Origin of the sequence: Bacillus sp. SA1-12 (assembly GCF_000981385.1) — a bacterium.
Classification (GTDB): Bacteria; Bacillota; Bacilli; order Bacillales; family Bacillaceae; genus Metabacillus.
Genome location: NZ_LATZ01000004.1, coordinates 23001 through 38386 on the forward strand (window position 1 = coordinate 23001; position 15386 = coordinate 38386).

Annotated in this window: 16 protein-coding genes; 4 read left to right on the forward strand and 12 right to left on the reverse strand. The window is 38.0% G+C overall.

Going from position 1 to position 15386, the window contains the following annotated elements; all coding sequences use genetic code 11:
* Nucleotides 1-23: 23 nt before the first annotated feature.
* Nucleotides 24-1238 carry an NAD(P)/FAD-dependent oxidoreductase gene (locus WQ54_RS03640; protein WP_046512290.1) on the reverse strand — a complete coding sequence of 405 codons (1215 nt, stop codon included), beginning with the start codon at nt 1236-1238 and terminating at the stop codon, nt 24-26.
* 448 nt (nt 1239-1686) lie between these two features.
* Here WQ54_RS03640 and yumC point away from each other — a divergent pair, with 448 nt between their 5' ends.
* Nucleotides 1687-2679 (forward strand): ferredoxin--NADP reductase 2, encoded by a 993-nt coding sequence (gene yumC, locus WQ54_RS03645; RefSeq protein ID WP_046512293.1) that lies wholly within the window; start codon nt 1687-1689, stop codon nt 2677-2679.
* A 63-nt stretch (nt 2680-2742) separates the two neighbouring features.
* Here yumC and WQ54_RS03650 read toward each other — a convergent pair whose 3' ends face one another.
* The 4 genes from WQ54_RS03650 to WQ54_RS03665 all read right to left on the reverse strand — a co-directional run bounded on the left by WQ54_RS03650 (nt 2743) and on the right by WQ54_RS03665 (nt 4988).
* Complete coding sequence (locus WQ54_RS03650) at nt 2743-2946, reverse strand: hypothetical protein (protein WP_046512295.1); 204 nt, start codon at nt 2944-2946, stop codon at nt 2743-2745.
* A 310-nt stretch (nt 2947-3256) separates the two neighbouring features.
* Complete coding sequence (locus WQ54_RS03655) at nt 3257-3619, reverse strand: iron-sulfur cluster assembly accessory protein (RefSeq protein WP_046512298.1); 363 nt, start codon at nt 3617-3619, stop codon at nt 3257-3259.
* A gap of 58 nt (nt 3620-3677) precedes the next feature.
* On the reverse strand, nt 3678-4538 hold the full coding sequence (gene dapF / locus WQ54_RS03660; protein WP_046512301.1) for a diaminopimelate epimerase: 861 nt from the start codon (nt 4536-4538) through the stop codon (nt 3678-3680).
* Between the two features lie 213 nt (nt 4539-4751).
* A complete protein-coding gene (locus tag WQ54_RS03665) occupies nt 4752-4988 on the reverse strand; it encodes a YuzB family protein (RefSeq protein WP_046512304.1) in 237 nt (78 codons plus the stop codon).
* 313 nt (nt 4989-5301) lie between these two features.
* Here WQ54_RS03665 and WQ54_RS03670 point away from each other — a divergent pair, with 313 nt between their 5' ends.
* Nucleotides 5302-6366: an NAD(P)/FAD-dependent oxidoreductase gene (locus tag WQ54_RS03670; protein WP_046512305.1), complete on the forward strand. Its 1065-nt coding sequence runs from the start codon at nt 5302-5304 to the stop codon at nt 6364-6366.
* Nucleotides 6367-6605: 239 nt separating this feature from the next.
* On the opposite strand, the gene WQ54_RS03675 is transcribed toward WQ54_RS03670, so the two are convergent.
* Entirely contained in the window at nt 6606-6932 is a 327-nt protein-coding gene (locus tag WQ54_RS03675; protein ID WP_046512308.1) for a YuzD family protein, read from the reverse strand.
* Between the two features lie 169 nt (nt 6933-7101).
* Between WQ54_RS03675 and WQ54_RS03680 the strand changes: the two genes are divergently transcribed.
* On the forward strand, nt 7102-7365 hold the full coding sequence (locus WQ54_RS03680; protein WP_231597440.1) for a NifU family protein: 264 nt from the start codon (nt 7102-7104) through the stop codon (nt 7363-7365).
* A gap of 41 nt (nt 7366-7406) precedes the next feature.
* Here WQ54_RS03680 and thrB read toward each other — a convergent pair whose 3' ends face one another.
* The 5 genes from thrB to yutH all read right to left on the reverse strand — a co-directional run bounded on the left by thrB (nt 7407) and on the right by yutH (nt 13156).
* On the reverse strand, nt 7407-8324 hold the full coding sequence (thrB, locus tag WQ54_RS03685; protein WP_046512314.1) for a homoserine kinase: 918 nt from the start codon (nt 8322-8324) through the stop codon (nt 7407-7409).
* Nucleotides 8321-9379: a threonine synthase gene (gene thrC, locus WQ54_RS03690; RefSeq protein WP_046512746.1), complete on the reverse strand. Its 1059-nt coding sequence runs from the start codon at nt 9377-9379 to the stop codon at nt 8321-8323. The genes thrB and thrC overlap by 4 nt, the downstream gene beginning before the upstream one ends.
* The gene (locus WQ54_RS03695) at nt 9379-10677 is read right to left on the reverse strand and encodes a homoserine dehydrogenase (protein ID WP_156177679.1); all 1299 of its coding nucleotides are present in this window, start codon (nt 10675-10677) and stop codon (nt 9379-9381) included. The genes thrC and WQ54_RS03695 overlap by 1 nt, the downstream gene beginning before the upstream one ends.
* 400 nt (nt 10678-11077) lie before the next feature.
* Nucleotides 11078-12049, reverse strand: coding sequence for a D-glycerate dehydrogenase (locus WQ54_RS03700; RefSeq protein ID WP_046512318.1), 972 nt, complete (start codon nt 12047-12049; stop codon nt 11078-11080).
* A gap of 105 nt (nt 12050-12154) precedes the next feature.
* Nucleotides 12155-13156 carry a spore coat putative kinase YutH gene (yutH, locus tag WQ54_RS03705; protein ID WP_046512321.1) on the reverse strand — a complete coding sequence of 334 codons (1002 nt, stop codon included), beginning with the start codon at nt 13154-13156 and terminating at the stop codon, nt 12155-12157.
* Nucleotides 13157-13530: 374 nt separating this feature from the next.
* On the opposite strand from yutH, the gene WQ54_RS03710 reads away from it, so the two are divergent.
* Complete coding sequence (locus WQ54_RS03710; RefSeq protein ID WP_046512324.1) at nt 13531-14031, forward strand: phosphatidylglycerophosphatase A; 501 nt, start codon at nt 13531-13533, stop codon at nt 14029-14031.
* Nucleotides 14032-14339: 308 nt separating this feature from the next.
* On the opposite strand, the gene WQ54_RS03715 is transcribed toward WQ54_RS03710, so the two are convergent.
* Nucleotides 14340-15116, reverse strand: coding sequence for a TIGR01457 family HAD-type hydrolase (locus tag WQ54_RS03715; RefSeq protein WP_046512327.1), 777 nt, complete (start codon nt 15114-15116; stop codon nt 14340-14342).
* Nucleotides 15117-15386 lie beyond the last annotated feature (270 nt).

Below are 15386 nucleotides of genomic sequence, written 5' to 3' on the forward strand. Positions count from 1 at the left end.
TTTCTAAATAAAACGTGACGAAATTATAAAATGTTAAACTTACCTTTTTTCAATACTAATGAAGGTCCGCCAACCATATATAATGCACGGTTATCGATCATTTTTTTCATGAAAGATGCTTTTGTTCCCACTAATTTTTTACCGAATACAACACCAACTGCATCGTCTTCACCTAAAGACGCTACAGATCCTTTAATATCTGGTGCAAATTTCTCCATTTCCCCACGCTCGCGAATAGCAACTGCTAGGTTTTTAGCACATGTTTCACCTTGCTGCATAGCAATTTGCGCTGTTGGCGGGTAAGGACGATTGATTTCTTCATTAATAATTAATGAACAATCTCCGATAATAAACACTTCTTCATGGCCTGGAGCACGTAAGAATTCATCAACTTTTACACGGCCGCGCATGTTTTCAAAGCCTGCTTCTTCCACAACGCTATTACCGCGTACACCTGCAGCCCATACTACAGTTCCAGCTTTAATTGTTTCCATTTTGTCATCTTTTGCAACAACAATGCCTTCTTCGATACATTCTTTAATCGCTGTACCGATTTTAAATTCAACGCCTTTTTTCTGTAAATGGTTTACAGCGTACTCAACTAATTCAGGATCGAAACCTGGTAATGCAGTTGGTGCTGCTTCAACACAGATAATGCGTACTTTTTTAAAGTCAATATCATACTCTTTGCAAAGCTCAGGAACTTTGTTCCCTAACTCGCCTAAGAATTCAATTCCAGTAAAGCCCGCTCCACCTACAACAATAGTTAAGCGCTCATCTTTTTTCTCAGCTTCCATGTTATAAGTGGCAAATTGATATTCAATATGCTCACGTAACTGGCGGGCAGAGTCGATGCTTGTAATACCAAATGCATATTCTTTTAAGCCCTTAATACCAAATGTTTCAGGGTGTGCACCTAAAGAAATAACTAAATAATCATACTCAACTTCACCATTTTCAAGTACAATCTTTTTTGCTTCTTTATCAATTGACACAACTGTATCTTTAACAAATTTCACGCGGCTGTTATCAATAATATCCTTAATTTGATAACGAGCACGGTCATGATGTAAAGTACCAGCCGATGCTTCATGCAACCATGTTGTTTCATAGTGATAATCATTTTTATTCACTAATGTAATGTCTGCTTCATTTACTCCAATTTGCTTTTGTAAACGAGTAACTGTAATTAAACCACCATAACCTGCACCTAAAACGACAACTTTTGGCTTTCTCACCGAATACAACCACCTTTTTTTAATAATTGTTGAAATAAAACGAATAATGTCTCTTACTATCATCCTCTGAATGACTTCATTTTATTTTAGGATAAGAGTTAAAAGTTTGTGAAATCATTCACTTACCTTCACACAAAGAAGGAAAAAGCGTAAAAAAATAGAAATAGATATAATTATGCCTATATTCCATATTACTATTTAAAATTATTTTTTCAAGTTATTTTTTCTTACAAAGGAGTACATATTTTTCCGAAAATAATCTATAATTTTATATGTTTTTTTACCACTACTTTTAAAGCTCTTAAATATAACAATAAATACAAAGAAATCTTACGAATAATGTCATATGATAGTTGGGACAATGAAGCAAAAGTAAATGAAATACTCTATTGACCTATGGTAAGATTTTGATATAGGTTCCGTACACCTTTAAAGAGGAGGATGGCAAGTGAAAGAAGATACTAAAGTTTATGATATTACCATCATTGGCGGAGGGCCAGTGGGTTTGTTTACAGCCTTTTATGGAGGAATGAGACAAGCAAGTGTTAAGATTATCGAAAGTCTCCCACAATTAGGCGGTCAGCTTTCTGCGTTATATCCTGAAAAATACATATATGATGTTGCAGGCTTCCCAAAAGTGAGAGCCCAGGAGCTTGTTGATAATTTAAAAGAACAAATGGGTATGTTTTCACAAACGGTCGCACTGGGGCAGTCGGTAGAATATGTGGAAAAACAAGCTGATGGCATCTTTAAGCTAACAACAAACTCAGAAATTCATTATACAAAAACAATCATTATTACTGCAGGTAACGGAGCGTTTCAACCCCGTAAGCTCGAGTTAGCAGAAGCCGTAAGGTACGAAAATAGAAATCTGCATTATTTTATAGATGATTTAAACAAATTTGCCGGCAAACGTGTTGCCATTTGCGGAGGAGGCGACTCTGCTGTTGACTGGGCACTCATGCTCGAACCTATCGCCCAAAGCGTCAGCCTTATTCACAGACGTGATAAATTCAGAGCACATGAACATAGTGTTGAATTATTAAAAAAATCAAAAGTGAATATTCTTACACCATTTGTTCCAACCGAGTTAGTCGGTGAGGAAAACATTGAAAAGATTTTATTAGAAGAAGTAAAAGGAGATCGCAAAGAAGCACTTGAAATTGATGATTTAATTATCAACTATGGCTTTGTTTCCTCCCTTGGGCCCATTAAAAATTGGGGCTTAGAAATTGAAAAGAACTCAATCAAAGTAAACTCCAAAATGGAAACCAATATTGAAGGAATTTATGCTGCAGGAGACATCTGCACGTATGAAGGAAAAGTGAAACTGATTGCAAGCGGATTTGGCGAAGCCCCCACCGCTGTTAACAACGCAAAAGCATTCATCGATCCAAAGGCAAAAGTTCAACCATTACACAGTACAAGCTTGTTTAATTAATATGACAAATAAGGCTGTCCTCAAAAAAATTCCTTTGAGACAGCCTTGTTTTTATCTTTGTGTTTACTCTTGTAAAACTTCGATAGAGGAGATGTGAGTCGGATTAATCGTAATTTTCTTAGCATGATCCAAGTAAATAAATCCATTAAACAATTCCCTTCCCTCTGGACGGTCATTGTAAAGGGTTTTTTTAAAGTCATTTACTGAATAATTTTCTTCCACTACCACATATTCTTTCCCACTATTCATAATAACTTTAATTTTCATATCTCCACTCTCCTAAAAATTATCTTAGATAATAATTCGATAGAAGAAATGAAAATTCCTACTATGTATTGTGAAAATAAAGTTTACTTAGTTGGTGTTCTTTAGGAAAAACTCTTTTTGTGTATACCATACTATATGCCCCCTGATCTCCTTTCTGAAGAGCTGGTATTCAGAACTCCTAAACACTGATTTCCAAGAGCACACTGAAATTCTCATAAAAGACGCCAACTACATTTAACAGCTAATTAAAAAAACAGACCACATCAAACAGTAGATAAAACTACAGTCTAATGAGATCTGTTTATCAAACTTAACAATCCTCTGGTGTACCAGCGTTTTTAGCCGTTCTAAATGACGATCCGCAGCCGCATGAGGCGATTGCGTTAGGGTTGTCGATCGTAAAGCCTCCACCCATCATCGATTGCTTATAATCAATGGTCGTTCCATTTAAGATGGGTGCATCTTGTTTATTCACGAGAATGGTTAGTCCATGTTGCTCCAGGACTTGGTCTTCATCTGAAATTTCGTGTTCGAACCCCATTCCGTAGGATAGGCCGCTACATCCTCCACCCTTTACAGCAACACGAAGATAGGCATTTTCTTCTTCATGCTCTTTCATCATATCTTTTATTTGAAAAGCAGCTGCTTCTGTAATTTTCACTACATCTGTCATCGTATAACCTCCTTAATCAGTTATGAAAGGATTATATCTTTAGTATACAGCTTCATTGTCACTCACTCAAATAATAGGTTCCTTTACAGATAACTTCTGCAGGACCGGTCATTAGGACTGTTCCTTCTTGAGTCCAATTTATTTTTAAGTCCCCTCCAGCTAAATGGACTGTGGTTTCTTCTCCTTTAGTTGTCTGGTCGTTTAAAACGGAAGCAACAACAGCAGCACAGGCGCCTGTACCACATGCCTGTGTTACACCTGATCCGCGTTCCCATACTCTAAAATGCAGCTCATTTTTTGACACGACTTCGACAAATTCCACATTAACACCTTCAGGGAAACGTTCATCTTTCTCAACAACAGGACCTAATGTTGTTACAGGTGCATGTTGAATATTATCAACATAAAAGATCAAATGCGGATTTCCCATTGAAACGGCTGTCACATTATAAGATTCTCCGGAAAAATCCATTTTTTCATTAATGGTTTTTTCATCACTGTTTCCAGCCATCGGAATCTGTGCTTTTTCTAAACGAGGCTGCCCCATATCAACCGTCACTAATTTGACAGAATCATTTTCAGTATGCACTTTTGCATGAACGAGGCCAGATAAGGTTTCAATTTGAAATTCTGTACTTGTTACTAATTTATGCTCATACGCATATTTCGCAACACAACGTAAACCATTGCCGCAATTTTTCCCTTCTGAGCCATCATTATTAAAGATTCTCATTTTTACAGGTGCCTGATCTGATGGGCAAATTAAAATTAATCCATCAGAGCCAATTCCCGTATACACATTTGATACTTGTCTAGCAATTTCAGGTAAACTAGCTTCTTCAAGCTGCTCCTCAAATTGATTTACATAAATATAATTATTTCCTAAACCGTGCATTTTTGTGAATGTAAATGAATTCATTTTGTCCTCCAAGAACTTTTGTTTTTATTAGTATAAAATGTTGGAAATATGAGCACAATACTTTTATCCCCCGTTTTATAGAAGTAAAAGCTTCCTGCTATTTGTAGGGAGCTTTTCTTTTTCTCTTTTACTGAATCAAAGGGTGTTTAAAGGATATTCGAGGCAAGTGTAAGGTGGGAAAGGAGCTATTTTGTAAGGCACAGCTCCTTCTATTTAAAACATCGGATTTTCTTCAAGAAAAGTATAGATATTTTCAACAAGCTCATCAGGGCTGTTTCCTGTAACAATTTCACCATTTACTAACGCATATAGAGAATGACTGCATTTGCCACAGTATCCCAGACAGCCGTATTCAATAATATCTAAGTTTGGGTCTTTTTCAAGTTGCTGTAAAGCAGCTTGTGCGCCATTTGCTAAATTGCTAATACAAAATTCAATAATCGGCTTCATTTTTTTACACCTCTTTAGGCCGAGCCAAATTAAATAAACACTTATGTCAAACTTTATTATACAATTATAGTTAGGTCAAGGTATACAACTTGGCTGGGATATTTTTTCATCAAGAATGTTTAACGGATTGTAAACAATAAATATGATCTTATGTATTTTTAAAAGTTCATCATTAATAAAACGTTTTTTCTGATAATGTGTTGTTATTTCACCTTAATTTCGTTATACTTTTTTATGGAATTTTGAATTATTTACGTATAATTTCTTGTTTTATGGATTTCATTAAAAACGTGGGGAAAAAGGGGTATCGATTATGAAGAACCTAGTGATCCTTGGCGGCGGGTACGGTGGTATGCGTATTCTCCTTAGATTATTACCAAATCATTTGCCAGAAGATGTTCAAATTACACTGATAGATAAAAATCCCTATCATTGTTTAAAAACAGAATATTATGCACTTGCAGCAGGTACAATTTCTGACCATCATATCCGTGTTTCATTTCCGGAACATCCAAGACTTCAAACAAAATTTGCTGAAGTAACCTCAGTAGACCTTGATAACAAGCAAATTGTTTTAAAGGATGAAGTTGTTCCTTATGATGATTTAATTATTGGTTTGGGCTGTGAAGACAAATATCACAATGTCCCAGGTGCAAAAGAGTACACTTACAGCATCCAATCGATTGACCAATCGCGGGATACCTACCAAAACCTTAATAATTTAAGCGCAGGTGCTACTGTTGCCATTGTTGGGGCTGGTTTAAGCGGTGTTGAACTTGCCAGTGAGCTGAGAGAAAGCCGTAAAGATTTAAACATAAAGCTGTTTGATCGCGGAAAACATATCCTTGCGAGCTTCCCAGAACGTTTAAGCAGCTATGTTGAAAAATGGTTCATCGAGCACGGCGTTGAAATTATTAATGGGGCCAATATTACAAAGGTAGAACCTAACATTGTTTATAACCATGATCAGCCGTTTGAATGTGATGTCGTAGTTTGGACTGCAGGAATTCAGCCTAATAAAATTGTTCGGGACCTTGAGGTTGAAAAGGATAATCAAGGCCGTGTTGTTTTAACACCTCAACATTTTATTCCTAATTATGAAGATGCATTTGTTGTAGGAGATTGTGCCAGCCTGCCGCATGCACCGAGTGCCCAGCTTGCTGAAGCACAGGCTGAACAAATCGTTCAAGTCTTACAAAAAAAATGGAATGGAGAGCCTCTGCCAGAATCATTCCCTCCATTTAAACTTAAAGGTATATTAGGTTCATTAGGTAAAAAGCAGGGATTCGGCCTTGTAAACGATCGCCCGCTAATGGGCCGGGTTCCGCGTATATTAAAATCAGGGGTACTTTGGATGTACAAGTATCATAATGGATAAGAATTAAAGCACAGGGCACCTTGGTCAGCCCAGGATCTATGCATGATAATCAGTACGGCGATTGTCCAACTGACTGAACTTGCACATCTTGCTCTTCAGAGAAGGATCTGTACGCTTATCCACAACTTAAACGATAAAAAAGAGGATGTCTAACCAAATGGTCTCGCATCCTCTTTTTTATTGGATAAGAAAGTATAAATTTTGTACATAGGGTTGGTGTCTAAGTTCAGGCACTTTTCTTATACCGTCTCACTCACATACCCATGTAATTCCATTTCTTCATAAATTCTTTTTAATCTTGGATTCCCTTCTCCCACAACCGTGCCTTCAATGACGACAAGCGGGTAAAAGTACTCATCATTTATGACCTTTTCAGCCATTTCCTGCTTTTCATGATCGTTTGGCGGCTGGTTGATATCAATATAAGTGATTGTAAAATGCTGGTCTTTGTATTTTCGTTTTAAAGCCGCATCTAACCATTCGTATGTTTCTTTTGCTGATGGCAAATTCACACAGCTTGGACACAGAATTTCCGCTCCATAGACACAAATCTCTACTGGTTTCATAGTTACCCTCCACCATTCTTTTCTTTCATTGTATTCGAAATGTTTAAATGTTTCCATCCTCTGTACAGTGATGGACCATTTTTTTCAGCACAAAAATATGGTAAAATAAATATTAGGCTTGGTTGCCAAAATCTTTCGATTAGATTTTTCGCTTTAATTCAAATATAATATGTATCAAGGAAAGGAGTCGATTAAAATGACTGAAACAACAATGTTTGATCAAGTACAAGAAGTATTAGATAAACTTCGTCCATTCTTACTTCGTGATGGAGGAGATTGTGAATTAGTAGATGTTGAAGATGGCATTGTAAAGCTTCGTCTTTTAGGTGCTTGCGGCAGCTGCCCTAGCTCAACAATCACTTTAAAAGCAGGTATAGAGCGTGCATTATTAGAAGAAGTACCAGGTGTTGTAGAAGTGGAACAGGTATTCTAATACAATGGGGCTGTCTCATCAATGAGACAGCCCCTATTTTTTTAGCTTTTTACTTCAGAAATTTGTTCAACCTTACATCCTTCAAAGTCAATATCCAGCCGCTCAACATCACAGTTTGAAAACTCACTTGCAAGCTTCTCGGCTAAATAATCACCTTTTCCTTTTTCGGTAAAACAAATAACAGTAGGACCAGCCCCGCTTAAGGCTGAGCCATATGCACCAAGGTCGAGAATTTTTTCACGGACAGCCTCAATTTCCGGGATTAGGCTGCTTCTGTACGGTTGATGGAAAAGATCCTTATTCATCATTACCCCAGCAAGCCTCCAATTGTTCGAAAGCAGTCCGGCTACAAGCATATTGCTTATCGCACTGGCTTCCACGGCTGTCTTGTAATCAAGCGATTCTGGCAAGACGTTTCTGGCATCACTTGTAAAGACCTCGTATTTAGGGATAATAACAACCGTATCAACATCTATATCCTTTACACAAACTAATTCCGTTTGTTCATCTTGATGAAGACCAATAACAAGTCCGCCGTATAGGGATGCCCCGACATTATCCGGATGTCCTTCTTCAAGGCTTGCGATTCGTGCCTTCTCATCATTCGTTAATTGCAGATTGCAAAGTTGATTGGCAAGCTCAATTCCGGCAATAATAGCTGCTGCACTGCTGCCTATTCCCCTTGCCATTGGAATATCGCTCCAAACCTTTACCTCGCAAGGAGGCAATTGCTGATGATGCAATGAGGCAACCTCAAGGGCTACCTTTGCAATTAAATTGTCTTCATTGGCAGGAATATCTTTAACATGCTCTGTCATTGGGATGAATAGGAATTGATCGGCTTTCTTTACCTCAAGTGTTAAATATTTACCGAGCGCTAGCCCAATTGAGTCAAATCCAGGACCTAAATTAGCTGTGCTTCCAGGTACTGTAATTTTTAACATGTCGCCTTCTTTCATTGAACTGTTACCCCGTTTAAGTATTGCATGAAGACTTCTTCATCATTAGGAAGAACAACCGGTTTGATTTCAGAAACATCGATTGCTGTATTTGGATCTTTTAAGCCATTTCCAGTTAATACAGCTACAACCTTGCTGCCTTCTTGAATTAATCCTAATTTACGATGCTTGATGAGGCCGGCGATTGAAGCACAAGAACCAGGCTCCGCAAACACCCCTTCCTCACGTGCAATTAATTGATAAGCTGCTAAAATTTCTTCATCTGTTACCGAATCAATTTTTCCATTTGACTCTTCTTTTGCTTTAACGGCTGTTTCCCAGCTAGCCGGGTTTCCGATACGAATCGCTGTCGCTACTGTTTCTGGGTTTTCAATTGGTTCCCCGCGAACAATCGCTGCTGCACCTTCAGCCTGGAAGCCATGAATCTTTGGCAGGCCGGTTTTCTTCTTTTCATTGTACTCTTTAAATCCTTTCCAGTATGCTGTAATGTTACCAGCATTTCCAACTGGGATAGCCAGGTAATCTGGAGCACTGCCAAGCTGTTCACAGACTTCAAACGCTGCTGTTTTTTGCCCTTCAATTCGGTTTGGATTAACTGAGTTTACTAATGTAATCGGTAATTTCTCACTCAAGTTGCGAACCATTGTTAACGCATGATCGAAGTTCCCTTGAATTGCATATATCTCTGCACCGTACATAACTGCTTGTGCAAGTTTTCCAAATGCAATCTTGCCATCTGGAATTAACACGATACATTTCATATTTGCTCTCGCAGCATAAGCAGCTGCTGCTGCAGATGTATTTCCTGTTGACGCACAAATGACGGTATCACTGCCCTCTTCCTTTGCTTTTGCAACAGCCATAACCATTCCGCGGTCTTTAAATGAACCAGTCGGATTTGTCCCCTCTGTTTTTACATATAATTCAACACCGAGCTTTTCAGAAAGCTTTGGCAAATGAATAAGCGGGGTATTTCCCTCTTGTAATGTTAATTTTGGTGTTTTATCTGTTACAGGTAAAAACTCTGCAAATTCTTGAATAAGACCCTTCCACATCATATTGAACCGTTCCCTTCTACTCGATACGTACTTTTTACTTCCTCTACTACTTCCAGATCATTTAAACGTTGTAAAATTTCTTCAAAATCACTTTGTGCTGCTTCATGTGTCACTATCACGATTTCAGCTAGATTGCTATTTTTTATAGGAAGCTGGAGGATTTTCTCGAAGCTTACACCTCTTTCAGAGAAAAGAGAAGTAATATGAGAGAAAGCACCAACTTGATCTTTTGCACTAATTCTTAGGAAATGCTGTGCATAAATTTGATCAGCGCTTTTTAGCTGCTTTTCAAATTGAGGTGCCACTGCACTTCTTCCGTTAACATCAAGTCTCATATTCTTCATGACTCCGACTAGATCGGATACAACCGATGTTGCTGTAGGAAGGCTTCCTGCTCCAGGACCATAGAACATCGTTTCCCCAACTGCTTCTCCATATACATATACAGCGTTATATTCATCATTAACCGCAGCTAATGGATGTGCTTCCGGCAATAATGTTGGCTCAACCGCAACTTCAATTTTTCCGCTTTCCTTTTGCGCTATTCCGATCAGCTTCATTGTATAGCCTAAACGTTTGCTGTAGCCGATATCTTCGTCCGTTACAGAAGAGATACCTTTTACCTTAACGTCTTCTAAATCGACATGCATGGAAAAACCTAAGCGGGCTAGGATCGCCATTTTTCTGGCAGCATCCAATCCTTCTACATCCGATGTTGGATCAGCTTCTGCAAATCCAAGGTCCTGTGCTTCCTTTAAAACGTCCTCGTATGCACTTCCTTGCTTAGTCATTTTTGTTAAAATAAAGTTTGTTGTACCGTTAACAATCCCCATCATCTTCGTAATCCTGTCAGACGCTAGGCCATCAACTAAGCTGCGTAAAATCGGGATCCCGCCTGCTACACTTGCCTCATAGAAAAGATCACAGCCATTTTCAGTGGCAATCGACAGCAATTCCGTTCCGTATACAGCCATTAAGTCTTTATTCGCTGTAACTACATGTTTTTTTGCTTGCAATGCTTCAATTAAATGCTGCCTCGTTTCTTCAACTCCGCCCATCACTTCAATAACAACATCTATATCAGGATTTTTAATAACATCATCCACATTTGTCGTTAGAATCTCTTGATTAATCTCAACTTGTCGTGCTTTATTTAAATTTTTTACTACGACCTTTTTCACTTTTACAGGACACCCAACTTGATGGATAAGCTTATCTTGGTGATCCTCGATAATTTTAACAACACCACTGCCAACCGTCCCAAGACCTAAAAGTCCTACATGTATTGCCTCCACAGGTTTCCACTCCTTTATGTTCATCTAGAGAGTACAGTTGTATCCTCATAAAAGACACTATTAATATACTTGTCATTATAAAATGCTGAGAACTGTTTTACAAGGGCGAATTTTCAGTTTTTATTTTGAAAACGCTTCCTATGTTGATATATAAGTATATATTTTTTATCTCATTTTTCATTAAAAGCTAAGCCTTTGCTATGTAAAAAATTTATCACTATAGTAAAACACTAATATCTTATCATTATTTACTCATCTTTTTAAAAGCTCTTGCCTTTTTAATAGGCAGTTTCTACAAGTTTTCCTGATCGTTTCCAGGAAGGGTTCTTTCCACGTGTCGTACGGCGAGCCTCCTCAAGATAAATCTACAATGTGCCAAAACATATTTTAAGAAAAAAACTTATTTTGCAATTACCTTTGTTTTTGGCTCCTCCCCTTTTAAAACAGACAGGATATTTTCCGCACATAGATTCATCATCGTATATCTAGTTTCATAACTTGCACTGCCAATATGCGGCAACGCTACGACATTTTCTAAGCCAACTAAAGGATGATCGGAATCAATCGGCTCGTTTAAAAAGACATCTAGTCCTGCTCCTGCTATTTCATTATTTGTTAACGCCTCATAAAGGTCATCCTCATTTACGACCGCACCTCGGCTCACGTTGATAAAGATCGCCGTGTTCTTCATTTTTTTAAATGCTTCTTTATTAAAAAGCTCACGTGTTTCTTCTGTTAAAGGGGTTAAACAGACAATAAAATCAGCTTTTGCCAGCAATTCATCCAGTGAAGAATAGCTTGCACCAAGTCTTGATTCTGCTTCCTCATTTCTCGAACGGTTATGATAAAGAATGTCCATTTCAAAACCTGTCGCCCGTTTTGCAACAGCTTGTCCAATTTTCCCCATACCAACGATTCCAATCGTCTTATGATGAACATCATGTCCAGCAAGCAGCAATGGCCCCCAGCTCTTCCACTGATTATTTTTTACATAATCACTAGCCTCCATTAACCGTCGTGCTGCAGCAAGAATCAACCCAAATGTCAGGTCGGCTGTCGTATCTGTTAACACATCCGGTGTATTGCAAACAGCAACTCCTTGTTCATTTGCATAACGGACATCAATGTTATCATAGCCAACTGCTAAATTTGCAACGACTTTTAATTGTTTGGCTTCATCTAATAATTGTTTATCAATAGCATCTGAAAGCATAGTTAATAACGCATCAGCTTTTTTTGCTTTTTCAAGTAATAATTCCCTTGGGCAAGGTGTCTCCTCTTCGGGCCACATTTCAACCTCTGCAATTTCATAAAGTGGTTGAAGCTGCTCTTCAGAACATTTCCTTGTCACAAAAATAAACGGCCTTGTCAATGTGATCACCTCATGTTAATAAATGGTTTCCCCTTATTTTACCACAAGAATGAACACCGTGACTGATTCATCTGTTTGAATCAGCCACACACTCAAATCGAGAGCTTACGAGGATAGCCACTCCAGAGTGGGGAGGACAATCCTTTTTGTTCTCATGGATAGCATGTTCGAATAATTTTTTAAAAATGACTCATACTGATTTGAAGTTGTTAAAATCTCCTTAAGCCTTGCTTCAAAGATTGGTTTATCGTTCTCTGGTGATAAATAATAGTTTTCTATACACTCGAAATAATGGATCGGAAATAATAATCGGCTGTAAATCAATCTCCAGGAAAATGCGGAGAGCGGGGCGGTACGATCATAGTCATCTAAAAAGCGAAACCCATTCACCCGCAGTTCCTCCTGCCTTTCAAAGAATAGATAGCGTAAATATTCAGCAATATCTCTGCTTGCATGATCAAATACCCATTCAGTTGGTAATTTTACACATTGAACCGGATCCCAAGTCGTTGGGTGAAAACGATGGTGACAAATCGTTCCTGAATCGATCGGCTGCGCTTCCTCATCTAGCTCTGTATCCACTAAATATTGAATTCCATTTTCCGCTAATCCCAAATAATAAGGAAAAGATTCAATAAACATTTTTTCAAACTGAGTAAACGGTTGAACATGAATTTTCCCGCTCCAAAAGGATTCTAATTGATCAAGCCGCTTCTCCCATAAATGCTTCCACTGTCCAATCCGTTGAGTTTTTGATAATTGATATGGATATGTTCTCCCCTTTTGATGAAACCTTGCTAAATCTCTTCCAATCTGCTGAAATCTCCCTTGGGTATATGGAGAACATTTAACAAGCGCATATTTCACCTTATCTTTTTCAAAAAACAATTGGTTTTTTTTCGTTAATACAATGCGGGCGATATTGGGCTCTCTTTTTTCCGTCATGTATTCACTTAATTGATATAACTCGTAGATTTCTTCTTCATCTAAATTTGTGATTGGGACAATTACAAAATCAGTTTGATGCAAACGAAAGGAATTGTAATTACCGATTTTTCTGAGATCCTGAACCTTTATGCCGTACTCTTCATAAATCACTTTTTTCATTAACATTCCTCCTAAAACAAATTGCCTTTATTCTATCGTAAGCGGCGATTCATATGATTATGATTATTTGCTGCAGGGAGAATAGATGTTTTTGTAGAAGAATATAGGATAGAGGTTAATTCTTTAAAAATAGGTTTAAACTGTTAAGGATTAGAAAAGCACAGCGCTTAGGGGCACAAGACGAATTGCAATAGAAGGCGTTCTTTTCCTTCCGTATCAAATTGGCAACTCCCTAGAGGAGCAGATGGCAGAAAAATTAGGTGAAAATTTTATATCTTCTTAAAAACTAATCATTTTTTTAAAGACTGAATATCTTAAAGATATGACTCATAAACTAAATAAATGCGCAAAACAAATAGAATGGGTGATTTTTAATGAAAAGTGAAGAAAAGATGGATATCGTTGAAAAAACTGCACGAGAATGGATGGTAAAAAGAGGAGTAAAACTCGAAGATATTGCTGATCTCGTATACTTTTTACAAGAAAAGTATCACCCTGATTTAACAATGAAAGAGTGTTTAGAAAATGTTGACCGCGTGCTGACAAAACGAGAGGTGCAAAATGCGGTTCTTACCGGGATTCAATTTGACGTGTTAGCCGAAAAGGGGCAATTAGAAGAACCGTTACAAACCATTATTGGCACAGATGAAAGCTTATATGGTGTAGATGAAATTTTAGCTTTTTCAATTGTAAATATATACGGATCAATCGGCTTCACAAATTACGGATATATCGATAAACTTAAACCAGGAATCCTGCAATATTTAAATGATAAATCAACTGGAAAATGCCATACGTTTTTGGATGATATTGTAGGAGCAATTGCAGCAGCAGCATCAAGCAGACTGGCACATCGAGCGAGAGATGTTGAATAATAGGGAACTCTATTAAAATCAAAGAGATACTTATCTGATCTTTATGGAAGCCCATTACAACTTTCCATTAAGGTATTCTGCCCGTTAAGATGGATAAAGCGAACGATCATCAGTAGGGTTCTCAAAGTTCAGGAAGTACAGGTGCCAACTGATGTTTGTGTAAATATGAGATCTTTACGGCAGTTATCACCTACTAATCTTCTTTGCTTCTCTTGTATGATAAAATCGGGGATTACTGGCCATTAAGTTAGAATAAATAAGGACTGTCTTATAGAGGGTGAGTAGCTCTTAAAAGACAGTCCTTTGATTTACTTCCATACAATACGAACATATTCCTCTAAAGATTCCACTGAATACGTAGGCTGAATTGGATAAGTATTTAATTGCTCTTTTGAGGTGACACCAGTATGAACAAGCAGCGTATCTAATCCACAATTAATCCCCGCTTTTATGTCAGTATCATAATTATCACCAACCATTAGGGTTTCGTGTTTTTCAGTTCCTAGAACCTGTAAGGCTTGTTCCACAATAATGCCCTCCGGTTTTCCTATAAAAATTGGCTGAGTATTTGTTGAAACAGTAATGACAGATGTCATGGCACCGTTGCCAGGTAAAAGACCTCTTTCTGTCGGGAGTGCAATATCTGCGTTCGTTGAAATAAATACTGCTCCGTTTCTAACAGCGATACATGCCTTTGCAAGCTTTTCATAGGTGATTTCACGGTCAATTCCAGTAACAACAAAATCAGGATCGTGTTCAACAAACCTCAGGCCCCTTTGTTCCAATGCTTGTTTAAGGCCAATTTCTCCAATTGCATAAACCGTTGCACCGGGCTTTTTCTCCCAAATATAATTTGCTGTAGCCTGACTGGTCGTAAACACACTTTCCGTTGTTGCCTGGATATTAAATTCCTGGAGTTTTTTTGCCACTTGTTCTGGCGTTAGTGAGGAGTTGTTCGTAACAAAGAGATAAGGAAGCCCTTTTTTAGCCAAAAAGGCGACAAACTCCCCTGCTGCTTCAATTTGTTCTGTTCCGCGATACATGGTGCCATCCAAATCGATTAAATAACCTTTATACTGTTTCACTTACAATCACTTCTTCCGTTTGGTTTTCAAATGAAAGAGGATGACCTAAAATAAGTCACCCTTTCCTTGTTGTTTAGGAAATGATAAATTGCTTTAACTGTGGATAAGCGCTGCTGCATCCAGCTCCAGAGCACAGGATGTGCAAGTGCAGTCAGGCCGATTAGTTGCGTTTTTGCCCGCCTGCCCCATCAAGTCACTCTAAGCTTTTATTAAAGATAATAAATTTTTGATTTCTAGCTCCAGCGCCTATACCTCTAGGATCTAGGATCT

Coding starts and splice junctions, on each gene's coding strand:
- WQ54_RS03650 (WP_046512295.1), bottom strand. CDS start 2,946: ATGAAAATTAAAGTTATTATGAATAGTGGGAAAGAATATGTGGTAGTG.
- WQ54_RS03655 (WP_046512298.1), bottom strand. CDS start 3,619: ATGACAGATGTAGTGAAAATTACAGAAGCAGCTGCTTTTCAAATAAAA.
- dapF (WP_046512301.1), bottom strand. CDS start 4,538: ATGAATTCATTTACATTCACAAAAATGCACGGTTTAGGAAATAATTAT.
- WQ54_RS03665 (WP_046512304.1), bottom strand. CDS start 4,988: ATGAAGCCGATTATTGAATTTTGTATTAGCAATTTAGCAAATGGCGCA.
- WQ54_RS03670 (WP_046512305.1), top strand. CDS start 5,302: ATGAAGAACCTAGTGATCCTTGGCGGCGGGTACGGTGGTATGCGTATT.
- WQ54_RS03675 (WP_046512308.1), bottom strand. CDS start 6,932: ATGAAACCAGTAGAGATTTGTGTCTATGGAGCGGAAATTCTGTGTCCA.
- WQ54_RS03680 (WP_231597440.1), top strand. CDS start 7,102: ATGTATCAAGGAAAGGAGTCGATTAAAATGACTGAAACAACAATGTTT.
- thrB (WP_046512314.1), bottom strand. CDS start 8,324: ATGAAAGAAGGCGACATGTTAAAAATTACAGTACCTGGAAGCACAGCT.
- thrC (WP_046512746.1), bottom strand. CDS start 9,379: ATGTGGAAGGGTCTTATTCAAGAATTTGCAGAGTTTTTACCTGTAACA.
- yutH (WP_046512321.1), bottom strand. CDS start 13,156: ATGAAAAAAGTGATTTATGAAGAGTACGGCATAAAGGTTCAGGATCTC.
- WQ54_RS03710 (WP_046512324.1), top strand. CDS start 13,531: ATGAAAAGTGAAGAAAAGATGGATATCGTTGAAAAAACTGCACGAGAA.